Here is a 16206-nt window from a genome sequence, read left to right as displayed (position 1 = left end):
CCCGTTTATCGCTTCCCATGCGTTTGATCAGGTCGTTATAGCTTGCTAATTTTTTTGAGATAATCATCTTCCGTTACCCTCCAAAACTTTGTTAATGTCTTCCAACTTGTAATACATGATACTGCCTATCCTGGTAAAGCGAAGCGTACCGTTGATACGCAGGTTCTGTAGGGTGCCGGGTGATATATTCAGCATCTTCCTGACCTCGCTGCTTTTCAACCATTTCTTGGATTGCCCTTGTCCCGGCTGCATGATCTGTTTAAGCTCATTGAGCAATTCATTTTTAAATTCCCGTAGATCCTCACGGGTGATTAGTTCTACATTCATCTGTCATCCTCCTTTTAATCTTTGATAGTTTGTTGCATGGCATTGAGTACCTCACTCTTTTTGAAATACACCCGTTTATGCAGGCGCAAATAGGGTAAGCCTTTTTTCATCCAGTCGGTAAGCGTCACCAGCGACACGCCGAGTTCGGCGGCAAGCTCCTGCTTGGATAAAAGTTTTTCCGAATCCGGCGGTTGGCTGCCGCCTGTTTTAAAGTGTTCCTGTAGTTCTGCCCTGACTGCATCCCTGATGCATTGGCTGAGGACTTCGTGGTTAATGATCTGCATAGCATTTGTTTTGGTACAAATGTGTGCTATACCCTGTAGATTTCTTGACCACGCAAATCTGCGTGGTTAAAATGGATTGGTTTAAGGAAAGTTAAAAGCGTTTATAAAATATTGATTACCAGTTTAATGCTATGCTGGTAAAACAACCTGCTACGTGACTGGCAAAAGAAGAAATCAGCTTCTCCTTTTTGCAGGATTGATCGTAAACAGCTTTGATTTTGCAGGAATATCGGCATGTTTATCACCCCGTTCCCGCTTATCGCTGGGGAAATAACGACGTATGGTTTCGTGGTTGATCTCCCTATCTCCTTCGCGGAAATATTTACAGATCATCTTCGTCCAAACACTTTGTGTTTGTGAAAACATCAGTTCTTTCCCTTCTGGCGTCTTAATTTCCTGCATTTGCAAATAAAGGTGTAAAACGGTATTGCGGTAACCGTCTGCAATATTGATATAACCTTCGGTTTCCAGCGCAGTCGCTTTCTTGAGGTCGGCTTTTAACTGGATTATCTCTTGCTTAAGTACATATATTTCCGAATCCTGCTGTGCAATCACAGCGTCATTTGATTTATGGAAATTCCAGCGGTCAAACGAGATTAGCAGTTCTGTAAATTTTTGCAGTCGTGCCATTTCACGCTCGTTGCGTAAATGGTTCTTATCATAGATATCCTTGTTTAATAACACATTTAGCTGCCTTTCGATGAGTGACCAGAAATATTTAAAGAATATCTCCTCAGAACCATCAGCATGATTTGCCAAATAGTAAGCCAAATGACGCTGGTAAAATACTTCAATACGATCTCCAGGTATTGCAAACACCCGTTTGAAAAAATGCTTTAAAAACTGTGACCTGTCCCATTGCACCGGATTGCCGATATCCAGAGTATCCTTTGAAAAGTCAAAGCGGTCGCGGGGTCTGAAGTAGGTGACGCTCATAGGTAGGTGATTTACTCAAAAATAAGCGTTTCCGAGATTGGAAAAAAGGCATAATGAAAGCATATTCTTATGCCGAGGGACTTTATCGTCAAAGAAGATAATTTTCAAGTTCAAGTTCCTCAATAAGCCTATTAATTTTTTGCGGATCATAGTCATATTCCTTATTGCGTCGATCAACGAAGACCTTAATCATTTTCTCATTTTGCTGCTCTACAAAATCCATATTATAGTTAGGGAATGCCAATTTGGAGTTTGCTATAAAAGATGACATGAAATTTTCGCCGCCGTCCTTTATTAATGTTAGACTTATTTGGCTGATAATCTTAAATAAGTTGGCATCACTCGTCAAAAAATAGGGTTTGAAACTCCTGCCCAACATATCAAATAGTCGAAAACTGTTTGAAACGTTTTTTCCGTGAAATATATCCCAGGTGCTACCCTTCAACTTTTTCTTTGCGTCAGCTCCCCGGCTGTCCAACCCAATCATTTTACGAAACTCAGTATTGCCGCCAAAGATATTTAAAGCTAATTGGTATTCGGTCCCCCTTATGATGTCCAAATCATTAACCATCCATTCAAAAAAGGAATTAATATTTGATATAGCAGCCGATTTTGTAATATTTCGTAGTGCTATGCTTCTTATTTTTAACAATGCGCAATAAGTGTTTTTTAATTGTGGTTCTATTGCAGGGTATATATTAGGGAGATTATCAATTCTTTTAAATACCACGTAATTTTTTCGATAGTTGTAATCGAAATTCTTAAAATATTTTAGCGGCATTTGTTCAAAAAAATCGATTCTGTTCTTGAAATCTTCCAGTTTCTCCTTGTCAATTTGGCCATCTTTTATACAGAGTTCTAACAAACCAAAAAATGGCGTGATTTTTATGGAATGGGTATGCAAATATTCTTTTAACTGTATGATTCTATTTAGGTCAACGTTTGTTGCTTTTTTACCATAATCAATGACTTTAATTATATGCAGGCAAACACAGCTATCTAAAAAAATATTCGGTTCTAGCTGAGCACCGGTAATTTCCTGCAATTCTATTTGATCAGGAAGAAGCGTTTCGCCTTGTTCTGAAAAGCAACTATACATTTAATTACTGAAATTATACAGTTCAAGTTTCCTGGCAATATAATAAAATGTCAGCTGAAAATGCTATATTTTATAGTAATCATAATTATAACTATCTTTGGTAGAAAGACCAACTTTACCTCTCGTCATGAACAGCATTGGAACCATTAATCCCGCTTCAGCCAGTACAACAACAGAGGCGGGTCATGTTCCCACGCCTGTAGAAGCGGATGCGATCATTTGCAGGGAGGTAGATCTCTTAACTCGTGAGAATCACCAGATTTGGAACTCTCCAGATCACGACCGAAGCCAATACGTACATAGTTTTTTTCAATATCCAGCCATGATGGTGCCTATCGTGCAAAAACGCATTATAGAGATCATTGTCAATGCAAAAGGTGACGTAACTAATATGCTGGATAGCTTTATGGGTTCGGGAACGTCATTGGTTGCCGGGATGGAAATGGGACTAAATTGTTATGGCCAAGACATTAACCCACTGGCTGTTTTGGTGTCTAAAACCCGAACAGGGCCATTTTATTTTGGAGCCATTGAAGAACGCCGGCATGCACTTTTCTCTCATATAGAACAGGATAATGACGAGACAATTGAAGCTAATTTCAAGGGCCTTTATAAATGGTTTACACCAGCGGTGGTAGCTGAACTATCCAAGATCGTTCGCGCAATTAAAGCCGAAAGTAACCAGACTATTCGCCGTTTTTATTGGGTGATTCTAGCAGAGACAATCCGTTTAACATCGAATGACCGTACCTCTACTTTTAAATTACATGCCCGGCCTCTAACTGAGATTGCTACACGGATAGTATCTCCTATAGACGTTTTCAAAAAACATTTTGCCAATAGCTTAGAGGACTTACGCGAACATGCGTTGCAATTACAAAATGCTGACAGGCTACTCAAAGGCGCGTATATTGGAAAGATCAATTTAAACCTACTGAGCAGCAAAGAGCAAATAGTGACTACAAATGACCAAGAAGGCTTTTTTGATCTGCATGTGACTTCGCCTCCTTACGGAGATAATAAAACCACTGTAACTTATGGCCAATTTTCTTATCTTCCACTACAATGGATTGATCTTCAAGATATTGATGAACGTGCCAATAAAACTTTTTTAGCCACTACATCTCAAATAGATAGCTTTGGTTTAGGTGGTATTATCAGGCAGTTTACAATAGACGAATTGCAAGTATTATTTGATGCCTCACCCAGACTAGAAGTAATATACCACCGGATTCACGCAATCGATCCAAAACGGGCCCGAAAAGTTGCTGCATTCTTTTACGATATTTACCAAACGATCCAGAATATTCACCGAGCGATGAAGGTCAATGGCTACCAGGTCTGGACGGTAGGTAATCGTACGGTAGCCGGGGTCAATATTCCGAACAATGTTATCATGACTGATTTTATCCTCAGCCAGGGTGCTATACTTATCAAAACGATCAACCGGGAGATTCTGAACCGCCGTATGGCCCGTCGAAATAGCCAAGCGGCCCTGATGACCTTTGAAGACATCTTAATATTTAGAAAAATTGGGTAAACAGCATTCTCCTGTCTTCCGTATTAGCGCAGCCGTTGTTAAACAATTAGGCGAAGAGTTGGTCTCTGATGAACTAACGGCCATCATGGAGCTCGTTAAAAATTCCTACGATGCAGACGCCGACTGGATAAAGATCACGATCAATACGAAAACTCCACTAAACGATCCAGACTTAAGATTTAAAGGCCAGCCTGGCTATATCATTATAGAAGATAACGGGACTGGTATGAACGACGACGACATTATTGATAAGTGGCTGTTTATTTCTGTTTCCCATAAAAGGGACATGAAGCTCAAAGGCGAAACCACTACCAAGGAGCGTACCCCGCTGGGAGATAAAGGACTGGGCAGACTAAGTGCCCAACGTTTAGGCAATATCCTGGAAATGTTCACAGGTATCAGTGGAGACACACAGCAGCACCATGTGGCCTTTGATTGGCGTAATTTCACCGAGACCAGCGCTTTGGACACAGTGGAGACCAATTATGAAGAGCTGACAAAAGCACCCAGCAAAAAAGGTACAAAACTAATCATTACGGACCTGCGGGATGCCAAAAAATGGGCAGGTGAAGACGGTAACAAATTCCGCGGTCAACTCTCCAAGCTAATCTTTCCCTTCAAGGAAAATCGGCCATTTAATGTTTTTCTTAATATCGACGGCCAGGATAATGATCTCGATGAAATTAATGAGAACCTGCGCACGCTGGCTATCAGCCGTTATCAATTCGATTTCGACGGCAGTCGGCTGCACCTAAACGGCATGATGAAATTAGCCAAACTACAAGGCAATAGTCCGGATAAGAAGGAGCTTTATTATCAGTTGATCCAGAAAGACCGGGGTAAGAATTTTTTTGCTTACCTAACCGACGGTAAAGCGAATAAAAAACACGCGGTGTCGAACCTTCAATATATCGGAGAACAAGGAGAGTTTTTTCGCTTTGAGCGTACGTTTGACGTCCCGAAAGATGTTTCATTGGAACATTTGAACGCTCCGCTGCTCGAACACCCCGTCGATGCAAACCCAGGCACTTTCCTGGGCGAAATAGATGAATTCAACCTGACCGGGACCGAGGAGGTAGGCTCAGCCTTTGATAAGCTTTCCGACTATAAGGCACTGGTTAAAAACCAGGTCGGCGTGCGTATTTTCCGCGACGGATTTGGCATCAAGCCTTATGGCATGGAAGATAATGATTGGTTGAAGCTCTCGAAGAGCCAGACCTCTGGCGGCTCTTTTTACTTATTACGTCCGGAAAACGTGATCGGTTTTGTTTCGATCACTGCAAAGGAAAATAAAAACCTGACCGAGATGACCAATCGGGAAGGTTTCATCGATACCGCTTATTCCCGGAATTTTTTTAAACTGATCGATCTCGCGGTAGGCGAGATCAACAGTGTATTAGGCCGTACGCGCCGCAGTTACGACGATTTTAAAGGTATAGAGGGCGCTACCAAGGGAGAGATAAAGTCATTCGCGGATACCAAAAAGCGTTTGGTGGAAACGGCTAAACAATCTGAAGCCATAGAGCAGGAAACGCAAAAAGTATTTCGGGATATCCAAACGGCTTCAACGGAAGTGACCAAGGCGGTGCAGCAGATTAAAAGCCAGCCGCTATTCGCTACCGCAGATGAAAATAAAGCGCTGAACGTGCTGGAAACAGTGGAAGGTTTGCTCAAAAATGCGAACCAAATATTTGAAAAGATCACCGCTATTTTGAATAATGCGAAAAAACTCGAGCATGATGCCAATTATCTGGAACCACGTATCAATGAATTGGAAAACCAGATCGTCCAATTTTCAGAATTGGCTGGCCTAGGCATAACGGCAGAGGCGTTCACCCACGAATTATACAATATTATTGACCGGATCGGTGTGCAGACCGATCAGGTGATCAAGCGTATCAAAAACGAGTCCGGCGGAAACCCTACCTTCTTTGTTTATGCCGAGCATGTAAAAAGCTTTATCCAGGCAATCCGACGTCAGCTAAACCACTTGGCGCCTTCGCTACGGTTCAACAGGGAGACGAAACAGGAAATTAGCTTAGCCGCATTTACCACGGAGCTGAAAGAATATTATGAAGCCCGTTCCGGCGGCAAATTAAAAATTATACCGGTCATCCTCAATAACTTTACGATCAATGTCAACAAAGGCAAGTTGACGCAAATTACGGATAATGTGATGCTGAACGCTGAGTACTGGCTAAACGAAAGGTCGACTAGCGAACCTGATTTCCGACAGGAGATTACCCTGGAAGTGAATGATCCATTTTTATCAATTTATGACAATGGTTTCGGTATATCCCCTGTAGTCGAAAGCGGATTATTCCAACCTTTTGTGACTACCAAACCTAAGGGAGTAGGCCGGGGACTTGGTCTCTATATTGTCGAGCAACTGCTGGATTCCGTAGGCGCACATATCAGCCTGCTGCATCAAAAAAACGAACATGAAAGGCGTTATATATTTCAAATCGACCTGGAACCGCTCTTAATAACGTAAACCAATGACCAAACCTAAGTCACAAAATTCACAGAAATCCGAATCGAATAAATCAGCCATCACAAAGCCACAACCTAAAAAAGGCGCCGCTGTTGCTATAGACCAAGCTATTGCGACGGTCACAGTTGAACATCAGCCTGAGCCGACAATCATTCTGAAAGCGCTTCCAAAAGCAGTCGAAACGGCTATCGGCCAGGAAGATAGTGAATTTGATCCCGTTTTGCTGGAAAGCATTCATGCTGTTTTATCTAGTCTACAAATCGGTCAGGTATATTTTGTGGATGATGCGGTCAACCAACAGACCGATTTGGCAACTTTCGTTGGCTTGGTACAGAGTGTTTTGGCCAGCGGTAAAATCGAAGAACTGCGCGCTATACCTATTCAAAAGGCGATCGATTTCCAGACGGATGAGCAAGTGCTTTCCGCTCACATTCAGCAGGTATGGGAAAATGTGTCACCGAAGAAACAGATCAATTATTTTACCCGGGTCTATGCGATTGCCGGTCAGCCGGAAGCCATAAAGGATATCAATGTTTCTAATCGTTTAAAGAATTTTTTCAAAGAAGGAGTTTTAAATTGCCTGACACCTCATGAATGGGATGAACAGCGCAATGGGATTATTGCTGGAATTGCGGCCGGACAGCGTATCCTGGTACTTTTTGATCAGGACTTGAAAATGGCGGGTGGACGCTTTACGGACGATAATATCCGTGGCGAGGATTTGATCCTGGAAACCAAACAACAAGCGGGTGCAGGTCAGGTGGTACTTACGCTGTTTACGCATACTGTACCAGATCATGCTGCTGAGTTGCCGGAGCGCCAACGCATCTGCCGTGAGTACAGCGCATTGAGTGAGCAGGATTTTTTCGTACTCACGAAGAAAAGACTGGACAAACAAGATGAGTTTACAGACGGCTTGAAAAAAGCCTGCTTGAATACTTACTGTGAGCAGATTAAGGACAACACCTTAGCCATTGTATTCGAAGCGCAGAAACGCACTGTTGACCGAATCAAGGCGTTTGATACTTATGAGTTCGACCAGGCAGTATTTAAAAGCTCTTTTACAGAGGGTGTTTGGGAGCCGGAAACACTGTTGCGAATGACGGACACAATCTTTAAAGATGAAGTCCGCAGGCTCATGCTGGATCAAGCATATGTGACCAAGACTAATGATATCATTGCGGCTGCACGAAAAATCTCCAACATTACCGTAAACCTTCAGGATGTCAAAGAGGATCATACTGAAAAATTTAAGATCCGTCACCAGGAATTGTACGAATCTCCCGAATTATTGAATCCATTACGGCGGCCTATAGACAATGGTGATATGTTTAAGGTCACTGAGGGTGCCGGTAAAAACAAACGCTATATCTTGATCGCGCAAGAATGTGACCTCATGGTTAGAAGCGAAGGGGATAAACGCGGGAAGCGCGGGGCCAATATGGCGGTGCTAGCTGAAATCACTGTTGTTTCAAAAGATAAAGTGTTAAACGAGCAGATCACTACCTATCAGAAACAGATCGATAAAAAGAAATTCGGCAACCATTTTTTCGCAGACCGCTATCAGTTAAATTATTTTGAATTGGGAACCGATAAAGTAGGAATAGTTGATTTCAAAGACACTTTGATGGTTGATCTGAATATATTAGACCTCGCGGTATTCGATTTGACCGGAAACTCGGTGTTAGACCTTGCTAATCCCAATTATAGCGCTGGTTATCATAATGCGGCCTGGCAATCCCGATATGAACTTATTGAGCAAGAATACACGAAGATTGCTGACGAGCTTGACTCAAGTTATGCCGCGTTGGATGTGGTAGCCGATGAAGGACGTCGAACGTCTTTAAAAGCAAAGATCAACCGAGTTTTCAGTTTTATCAACCCCGCTGGTGTATTGATGAATTATGGAAACCGAAAGTTTGACTTTGGTGTGGAACGTACCGGTCGTTTGCGGTTACCTAAATCTAAGCATTTATTAGATCGTTACTATTTGCACTTGTCGCGTTTTGCCGAGCAACATGATTTTGCGGAAGAAATTTGAACCTGAAGATAGTTATGAAAAATTTAGAATTACTAACGCTGGAAGACCTAAGCTTTGTCAAGGAATCACTTAAATATACCAAATTAAAATTTGAGGATTATCAGGGCTATCCTTCCTATGAATATAAGCAGGGCCGCATCCATGAGGTGGCTGAAGTTTTAAACAAGGTGGCTGAAATCATCAAGGCCAATAGCAAGTGATAATATCCTAAATTATGGCTACGTCTAGTGCTATACTGGAAGCCACAATATTGGCAAATCTGACTTCTGATATTCAACTTGATGTGCACCAGCTCTATGCGCATGTTGCGCAAACGGTTAGCTTAATGCCAGATGACCAGGAATTGATTTTGGTGCAAGGCAGACGTACTGAACCTGCTTGGCACCGCAATGTAAGGAATGTATTGCAAAGCCTGAAGCAAAAAGGCGTACTGTTGAACCAACCAAGGAGTTATTGGCGTTTAGCAGTTGAACAAGGGCAGGAAAAGCTCAACGTTGAAAAAGCCTGGAAAGATGCACTGATCGCTGCAACTAATTGTTTTTTAAGCGGTGAGATTTGGTATTCACCAGTTGAAATGAAAGAATATCGAGTGCTTCATTATGATAATAGTAAGATCAATATACAGCGCTTATCCGGTGGTGAAGAAGTGTGGCTAAAAAGAAAAGACCTAACACGTGCGGCGACAATGATGAATGCCTCGGGCGGAACGATGACCAGGCGCTCACTTAACCGTGTTGTTGCGAAAGAAGCTGCGATCGTATTCCTGTATCCTCTGTTAACTTATAGCGACGATGGCGAATTTATTGTCATTAATGATACCCAATTTGGCGGTATTGACAACGAGACTGCTATTTGGGTAGAACGGGAAGCTGCCAATGACCACAAGGAAGATAAGGCTAATGTACTCCGCCGTCTACGGAAAAGGCAGCGCCAACTTAAAAAGAAATTGCTACAGGTTTATGGTGCGCAATGTTGTATAACTGGTACGGCTGTCAGTAATGTATTAATAGCGGCCCATATAGAGCCTCATGCCCTGGGCGGTATAAATATCTCTACCAATGCCTTATTACTCCGATCAGACATTCATATCCTTTATGACGACCATTTTATAGCAATAGACCCTGAAACGCTAATGATATATCTTTCACCGGAATTAATCAGCACCTCATATTGGATTTATAACGCAACTACGCTTAAATCCAGAAATGATGGAAAACAGCCAGATAATGAAAAACTGTATCAGCATTGGTGTCAAATAGATTGGGCACCCATCTATGGCTCCGACACCAATTAGATATTTAATTCAAACTCGCCCTCACGCATTTTCACAACTCAGCATTTTCAGCAATTTCGTCCCTCAGCCGCTTCACCGCATTTTAAAACCTCAGGTGTTTTAATAACTTCTTTTGACTCAATCCATTTTCTCGACTGGCTTTTTCGCAAGCAAGTTTCTGAACGGCGGGAATGAAATGCCGTGACCTGATCCCAAGCTGTAAATTGTCCGGTAGGCTTAATAGTCGGAATATAAGAATACATACTGACAAATTCCTCCGGAGCGACCTTGGTGGCATCAAATATTGATAAGACTTGCATTGATGTTGAAAAAATTGGCACATCATTCATCCTATGGTATTTAGTATCAGAAAAATACTTGTAATGATTTTAAATCATTACCTAAATTAAATATGTATTTTAGTATACGATTAGCAACCTTATTAGCAACATAAACTTAATGAATTTCGATTTTACGAACTCGCGCGGCGGGAATTATACGCATTTCTTTCAGCCCTTCCCGACTAAAAAAATCTCGTTAATAACTTAACTCTTTTGAATGACTATGGGAAAAGCTAAATACTTTATGTGCCTCTAATTGAGGAACGGGATTACCTTTCATAAAATACAGTTGCAATAGAATGTCTCATCTAAATAACACAAGTGTTATTTAGGGTAAAAGAGATCACTGATGAATATCGAATCGATTGCCGTAACAAAATAAATTATGTTAAACTTTACTAAAGACCAGGAGCAGGCAATACAGGAAAACGACAAGAATCTTAGGATTATTGCCTGCGCCGGGTCAGGAAAGACGAGTACAGTTGCTGGCAAGATTGCACACTTACTAAATCCTGACAATAATTTGCAGGTAACCCCTCAGAATATAATTGCGTTTACTTATACAGAAAAAGCGGCAGCTGAACTCAGGAATAAGGTTCTGAAAATGATCAAAGAGGACGAGGGGCTAAAAAATATACAGGCTGTCGCCGATATGTATATCGGTACTATTCATGGGTGGTGTCTAAAGGCGCTACAGGAAAATGAGTATCAATATCAAAAATTTAGTGTTTTAGACGACATTAAGCTTCGACTTTTTGTAGATAAAAATTACAACAAAATAGGGATGAAAGATATAACCAAGATCGGAAACGATAAGGTTACAATGCAAATGTTTATCGATACCAAAAGGTTTATTCAATTGATGAATGTGATTAGAGAATCGGAACTAAACGGCCCGATACCTGCTCATATCCAAATGGCAAAAGAGAAATATGAAGGTTTGTTAAAAGATAATTGTTACTTCGATTTTACAATGATTATGACCGAGGCAATTGATAAGCTTTACGAAAAGAAAGAGCTTTTCAATAAAATAAACAAAGACCTCAAATACCTGATCGTAGATGAATATCAGGATATCAATCCAATACAGGGTGAGCTGATCAGACAATTGTATGAAGTGGCAAAACCCATAATAACCGTCGTCGGTGATGACGATCAAAACATTTATCAATGGCGTGGAAGTAACAATAGTTTCATAAAGAATTTTTTAACTGATTACGCGCCAGCCCAGGAAGTTATTTTAGATCAAAATTTCAGAAGCTCAAAGGGGGTAACATCCTTAGCTGAAACCGTTATTTCACGTAATGAGCGTATAGCTAAATCAATGATTTCTGCTGAAAAACAACTTTTCAGCAAGAATAATGATGTGTTATATAACGAGTTTATAACTACAAAAGAAGAAAACGAGGTAATTGCACAAATGATTGCTGACTTGAGAGGATTACCTTTTAAATCAGATATCACTAATGCAAACGAGGTTGAACGCGGTTTGGACTACTCTGATTTTGCGATACTCCTGCGTACATGGAGCAAGACGACAGGTATCGTTCGTGAATTAGAAAGACTAGAGATACCATATATAACCGCCGGGGTAAATCAGTTATTCACGGTTAGCGAAGTAACAGCTGGGTTAGGGATTTTTAAGTATTTGCATGGGGATATAAATGCTAACGAACTCATCAATATATGGATGCAGATTCGTAGCAATACCTTCGACAAGGCTAAACTACAGTTAGCCATTACTCATCTTGATGCCAAATTACCTCAAAAACAGATTGACAAAAATGGTAAACCAATATGGGCTTATAGCTTGCAAAAAATATATTGGAAATTTTTGGAGCTGGCCGAAATAACGGAAGAGTCCTTTTTAAGCAAAGAGAACGCTGAAGTGATCATGTACAATCTGGGGAAATTTAGTCAGGTGATCAATGATTTTGAAGAAATTTATTTCAATGGGTCAGTACCTTCTTTCCATCTCCACAGTTTTTTAAAGTTTATTGAATATAGTGCTTCGGACCATTACCCTGAAGGATGGTTGAATAACCCTTTCAAAACACCGAATGCTGTTCAAATTATGACCATTCACCAAGCGAAAGGTTTGGAATTTCCAGCAGTGTTTATACCTGGCTTGAACAAAAATTATATGCCCGCTAAAAAGATTGGCGGTTTAACAGAGTGGCATTTCCTGGATCCAACACTTATAAAAAACCAGCAGCGTTATATCGGCAGTGAAGAAGATGAAAGGCGCTTATTTTATGTTGCCATTACCCGGACCCAAAAGTTTTTATTTATTTCCAGAGCACCGGATGAGAATAATCAACTTTATCGTAAGCCATCAATATTTGTTGGGGAATTAGGCGAATCGGACGCAATAGTTACAAACCATCCGCCTTTTAAAAGTATGGTGAAGATTGAATCTAATCCAAAAGAAGATGCGGTTTCGATTACTTTAAATTTCAGCGTACTGAAGGACTTCTTTGAGTGTCAGTATCGGTTCAAATTGGTGTCCATGTACGGTTTCTCCTATCCGCTTGATCAACGCATGGGGTTTGGCAGATCTCTTCATAACACATTAATGGAAATACATAAGCGAAGTAAATTGGGCGAAGAATTATCCAAAGATGAGGTAGAAAAGATAGCTGAAAACCAATCGCATTTTCCTTATTTGGGTAAGTCCACCATCCTTGAAGAAATGAAAGTTTTGGTGAAAAAACGAGTTGATGAATACTACAACAAAAACAAGGATTCCTTTAAAAATATCGAGTATGTTGAGCAGGAAATTCAACTAAACCTGGATGAAGGAATTTTAGTAACAGGTAAGATCGATTTGATTAGAAAAAAAATTTACGAAGATAAATACGAAACTACGATCATTGAGTTCAAATCTAAACAGGACGTACAAAATCAGAAGATAACTTATGATCAGTTAAACCTTTATGCATTGGGACATAAAGAATTGACAGGAGAAACAGCCGACTATATTCAGATATACGATTTAGAGTATAATACACAATTACCGCCGAAATCACTCACTCAAAATTACCTGGAGGAAACCAATGAAAAGATCAAAGGAGCTGCTGCCGTTATTAGAAATCAATCCTTTACCCAAGTTGATAAAAAAGAGATTTGTAAGGAATGTTTGCAATATCATATTTGCTATTCAGGCCTCAAGCACAACGCCAAAGCTGTTAAATAGCCGTATAATTTTTAAACGCGGTAAGTAATATTTGTTGAAATTCCGGAACGATAAAAGGAATAACAATATCCTCGAAATTTTCCAAAGAGCTCACAATATACTTTCTAAGCAAGGTATGGCTTAACTTCGGTTCATTGCAGTCGTTATATACCTTTCTAATATGCAGGTTTAATTGTGCTGCAAAACTATTATCATCGTTAGTTATCTTTAATATAGCAACAGAATTATGGACACTATTCACAAAATCCATAACCACACCTTGTAAACGATCTCTCCTTATTTCTTGCCTGTTTAATTTACAAACATTCGCTGTAATTTCACCACGCCGATTCACATCGATACCTTTAATTTTTATTCCCTGCATATCACTATCTACTTCAAAAGCAAAGTAGCTGACGATATTAATATCGGTTTCTGGATTAAGTAATGCAGGCAATTCTCCCACTAGTAAATGATGTTCAACAAGGCAGAAGGTTCGGTCAAGGTTGCCAACAGCATCAAAAACTGGCGCAGTTACTAAATTACCTCCTGCAACATAAGGGAATTTAGAATTTTTACCTCCATCGCGGTTACAAGAGATGCATGAAGGCAATAAATTGGACCATTCATACCCCAACCAATAGTATCCGACTGCCCTTAATAAACCATTATCCTCATCTCTTATTTCTCCTTTAGGCCTAAAATGCTCAACGTCTAGTTTATAAAAACGTTCGCAATAGGCGCATTTTCCAAAGTACCAATCGTTTAGTTTGTCAATAACACGTGATTGATTTCCCTCATCAGGGCCTGCCGAGTAAGGGTCACTGTATATTGCCCTGCTAATTCCGGTTGCGTTGCCCATCCTAGCAATGGTTGTTGATGCAGTAATAGTACCGACAAGTTGCAAAATTGCCGGTGCATTTGTGATAACATAACTGCGTACTACGTTTCTCATTCTTTGCCGGTGTTAAATAGCGCCAATAACTCTTTTTGTTTTTCGTTGGTGAGATACTGGCTAATATCCCTATTTAGGTATTCCCGGCGCTTAACTTGATCAAAGTCATCGTCCAAATAAGGTATTTCATTTTTGTCTTTCGAGTTAGGTAATAAGTCTCGGAAGCCAAATATCGGAGAGGTAAAAATAGCGTTGGGAAGTATTTTGCTGAACATAACTTTATCATCCATGCGTTCTATGGATACATCGCCATCATTATTGCGCATTACATATATCATGCTGTTACGTGGTGCACCTAATAAAGGAATAGGACTGTGTGTGGTAACTATAAATTGGACTTCCCTGAAAACATTGGAAAGATTTACAACCAGTTCCTTTTGTGCCAAAGGATGTAAATGAAGATCTATCTCATCAATCAAAACGACACCTTTCAATTCCGATGGGTCTGTAATTTTGGGTTGCTGGTCATAAAGCCTCAACAAGATATCTACAATTAGGGAAAAAACACTTCTTGTGCCGGAGGATAAATTTTCCCATGGCGTAGTATGCTGGCTTGAGTTATCATCCTTACGCGTTTGGTATTCAACGGGTTTCCCGATTTCAGATAGATATAGATTTACATTGTATAAATTGGGTACTATCGAGGTTAAGATATTTTTGATATGATACTGTCTTTTTTCTAATTGGGGTAGTGATTTACGGTCTTTTTTCCAAATATCTAATTGTTTATCAATGTCTAACAATGGAGCATTGTCGGTAAAAAGCGAGCTGAATGAGCCGTTTTTTGTGTACAGGGATTTAAATTTTGCTTCAGACAGTTTTCTACTGTTCAATAACCTGAAAGGGCCGTACATACATAATCCAGCAACTTTGGGGCGACGGTTTTTCGTCCCTTCGTTTAATTGCCTGTCGAAGGTTTGGCTATGGTCGTTATATTCGGAAAACAACTCCGCCTCGAACCGAAAATTAGGGTTTTTGCTGAGTTCATTTTTTTCAAGTGTTCGGTAACCTAAAGCGGTGCTGATCGATCTTAAAAAGCTCGTTTTACCTGATCCATTCTCTCCTGTAATGAATATCCATTTATTGTCTGGTGGTATATCTACCAATTCCGCGTAGGGTATAGGACCTGAGTCCCAAACTTTAAAAGAATGAAGTTTGATAGGTTTTTCAAATGGTGCTTTGGCATCAATTCTTTGTATCTCTTCAAAGGTTTGCTTATATTTTAAAATATTCTGTTGCCTTTGTTTAAAATCTTTTTTATCTAAAGGACTGAACGAATCTTCTTTGGGAAGAAAGAAATTTACCGACTCTGCACTTATAATATTATCAATGGTTTGTTTGTCACCATTTAAAAACCTGTCAAGATTGCCTATTGCGTCTGGGATATCACAATTATCTGCGTAGTATTTTCTAAATTTTCTACTGTCCGTACCGAGTTCTAAGGGTTCAGCAAGATAGTTTGTTACAAATTCTCGCTTTCGATCTGAATCGGAGACACTAATCTCCAAATAGATATTTCCATTCTGTGTAACAACATATATGATGTTTGGTGTGCGGTTTTTCCAGTCCATACCAGACCAAAATGAAATCGCCATATAGGCCTCATTTCCATAAAACCAATACCCTTGATCTAAACGACTGGCATAATTACTCTTACGATAAGTATATGTTAAGTTCTTGTCATAAAGGAATTGGAATACTCGTTCGTTTAATTCTATAATATCGATCATTATGTATAGCG

Annotated in this window: 13 protein-coding genes; 6 read left to right on the top strand and 7 right to left on the bottom strand. The window is 40.2% G+C overall.

Features of this window, described 5'->3' with window-relative positions; translation table 11 throughout:
• Window positions 1-63: 63 nt before the first annotated feature.
• The 4 genes from JWR23_RS09920 to JWR23_RS09905 form a co-directional block, all read right to left on the bottom strand.
• A complete protein-coding gene (locus tag JWR23_RS09920) occupies window positions 64-327 on the bottom strand; it encodes a helix-turn-helix domain-containing protein (protein ID WP_299515737.1) in 264 nt (87 codons plus the stop codon).
• A 14-nt stretch (window positions 328-341) separates the two neighbouring features.
• A complete protein-coding gene (locus JWR23_RS09915) occupies window positions 342-611 on the bottom strand; it encodes a helix-turn-helix domain-containing protein (protein ID WP_299515736.1) in 270 nt (89 codons plus the stop codon).
• 174 nt (window positions 612-785) lie between these two features.
• Window positions 786-1547, bottom strand: a complete 762-nt coding sequence (locus JWR23_RS09910) for a hypothetical protein (protein ID WP_299515735.1) — start codon at window positions 1545-1547, stop codon at window positions 786-788.
• Window positions 1548-1635: 88 nt separating this feature from the next.
• Window positions 1636-2646: a hypothetical protein gene (locus JWR23_RS09905; RefSeq protein ID WP_299515734.1), complete on the bottom strand. Its 1011-nt coding sequence runs from the start codon at window positions 2644-2646 to the stop codon at window positions 1636-1638.
• Window positions 2647-2773: 127 nt separating this feature from the next.
• On the opposite strand from JWR23_RS09905, the gene JWR23_RS09900 reads away from it, so the two are divergent.
• From JWR23_RS09900 to JWR23_RS09880, 5 genes are read left to right on the top strand one after another with little or no spacing between them, the layout of a single operon-like run.
• Window positions 2774-4186 carry a hypothetical protein gene (locus tag JWR23_RS09900; protein ID WP_299515733.1) on the top strand — a complete coding sequence of 471 codons (1413 nt, stop codon included), beginning with the start codon at window positions 2774-2776 and terminating at the stop codon, window positions 4184-4186.
• Complete coding sequence (locus JWR23_RS09895) at window positions 4179-6680, top strand: ATP-binding protein (RefSeq protein ID WP_299515732.1); 2502 nt, start codon at window positions 4179-4181, stop codon at window positions 6678-6680. Before JWR23_RS09900 ends, JWR23_RS09895 begins: the two co-directional genes overlap by 8 nt.
• Before the next feature lie 4 nt (window positions 6681-6684).
• The gene (locus JWR23_RS09890; RefSeq protein WP_299515731.1) at window positions 6685-8721 is read left to right on the top strand and encodes a hypothetical protein; all 2037 of its coding nucleotides are present in this window, start codon (window positions 6685-6687) and stop codon (window positions 8719-8721) included.
• Between the two features lie 14 nt (window positions 8722-8735).
• Window positions 8736-8921: a hypothetical protein gene (locus JWR23_RS09885; protein WP_299515730.1), complete on the top strand. Its 186-nt coding sequence runs from the start codon at window positions 8736-8738 to the stop codon at window positions 8919-8921.
• Window positions 8922-8935: 14 nt separating this feature from the next.
• Window positions 8936-10015 carry an HNH endonuclease signature motif containing protein gene (locus tag JWR23_RS09880; protein WP_299515729.1) on the top strand — a complete coding sequence of 360 codons (1080 nt, stop codon included), beginning with the start codon at window positions 8936-8938 and terminating at the stop codon, window positions 10013-10015.
• Window positions 10016-10062: 47 nt separating this feature from the next.
• On the opposite strand, the gene JWR23_RS09875 is transcribed toward JWR23_RS09880, so the two are convergent.
• Window positions 10063-10344 carry a hypothetical protein gene (locus JWR23_RS09875; RefSeq protein WP_299515727.1) on the bottom strand — a complete coding sequence of 94 codons (282 nt, stop codon included), beginning with the start codon at window positions 10342-10344 and terminating at the stop codon, window positions 10063-10065.
• 376 nt (window positions 10345-10720) lie between these two features.
• Here JWR23_RS09875 and JWR23_RS09870 point away from each other — a divergent pair, with 376 nt between their 5' ends.
• Window positions 10721-13531 carry an ATP-dependent DNA helicase gene (locus JWR23_RS09870; protein ID WP_299515725.1) on the top strand — a complete coding sequence of 937 codons (2811 nt, stop codon included), beginning with the start codon at window positions 10721-10723 and terminating at the stop codon, window positions 13529-13531.
• Here the strand turns inward: JWR23_RS09870 and JWR23_RS09865 are convergent.
• Together JWR23_RS09865 and JWR23_RS09860 are read right to left on the bottom strand one after the other, a co-directional pair.
• The gene (locus JWR23_RS09865) at window positions 13524-14465 is read right to left on the bottom strand and encodes a hypothetical protein (protein WP_299515723.1); all 942 of its coding nucleotides are present in this window, start codon (window positions 14463-14465) and stop codon (window positions 13524-13526) included. The genes JWR23_RS09870 and JWR23_RS09865 overlap by 8 nt on opposite strands.
• Window positions 14462-16195 carry an AAA family ATPase gene (locus JWR23_RS09860; protein WP_299515722.1) on the bottom strand — a complete coding sequence of 578 codons (1734 nt, stop codon included), beginning with the start codon at window positions 16193-16195 and terminating at the stop codon, window positions 14462-14464. Before JWR23_RS09860 ends, JWR23_RS09865 begins: the two co-directional genes overlap by 4 nt.
• Window positions 16196-16206 lie beyond the last annotated feature (11 nt).

This window comes from Mucilaginibacter sp. (genome assembly GCF_028288205.1).
Classification (GTDB): domain Bacteria; phylum Bacteroidota; class Bacteroidia; order Sphingobacteriales; family Sphingobacteriaceae; genus Mucilaginibacter.
Note: the sequence above shows the minus strand (reverse complement) of the source record. Positions and strands in the feature narration are given on the sequence as shown.

Bases quoted from the DNA above. Each gene is read 5' to 3' on its own strand.
- JWR23_RS09890 (WP_299515731.1), top strand. From the start codon at position 6,685: ATGACCAAACCTAAGTCACAAAATTCACAGAAATCCGAATCGAATAAA.
- JWR23_RS09915 (WP_299515736.1), bottom strand. From the start codon at position 611: ATGCAGATCATTAACCACGAAGTCCTCAGCCAATGCATCAGGGATGCA.
- JWR23_RS09910 (WP_299515735.1), bottom strand. From the start codon at position 1,547: ATGAGCGTCACCTACTTCAGACCCCGCGACCGCTTTGACTTTTCAAAG.
- JWR23_RS09920 (WP_299515737.1), bottom strand. From the start codon at position 327: ATGAATGTAGAACTAATCACCCGTGAGGATCTACGGGAATTTAAAAAT.
- JWR23_RS09880 (WP_299515729.1), top strand. From the start codon at position 8,936: ATGGCTACGTCTAGTGCTATACTGGAAGCCACAATATTGGCAAATCTG.
- JWR23_RS09860 (WP_299515722.1), bottom strand. From the start codon at position 16,195: ATGATCGATATTATAGAATTAAACGAACGAGTATTCCAATTCCTTTAT.
- JWR23_RS09870 (WP_299515725.1), top strand. From the start codon at position 10,721: ATGTTAAACTTTACTAAAGACCAGGAGCAGGCAATACAGGAAAACGAC.
- JWR23_RS09905 (WP_299515734.1), bottom strand. From the start codon at position 2,646: ATGTATAGTTGCTTTTCAGAACAAGGCGAAACGCTTCTTCCTGATCAA.
- JWR23_RS09875 (WP_299515727.1), bottom strand. From the start codon at position 10,344: ATGAATGATGTGCCAATTTTTTCAACATCAATGCAAGTCTTATCAATA.
- JWR23_RS09900 (WP_299515733.1), top strand. From the start codon at position 2,774: ATGAACAGCATTGGAACCATTAATCCCGCTTCAGCCAGTACAACAACA.
- JWR23_RS09885 (WP_299515730.1), top strand. From the start codon at position 8,736: ATGAAAAATTTAGAATTACTAACGCTGGAAGACCTAAGCTTTGTCAAG.
- JWR23_RS09865 (WP_299515723.1), bottom strand. From the start codon at position 14,465: ATGAGAAACGTAGTACGCAGTTATGTTATCACAAATGCACCGGCAATT.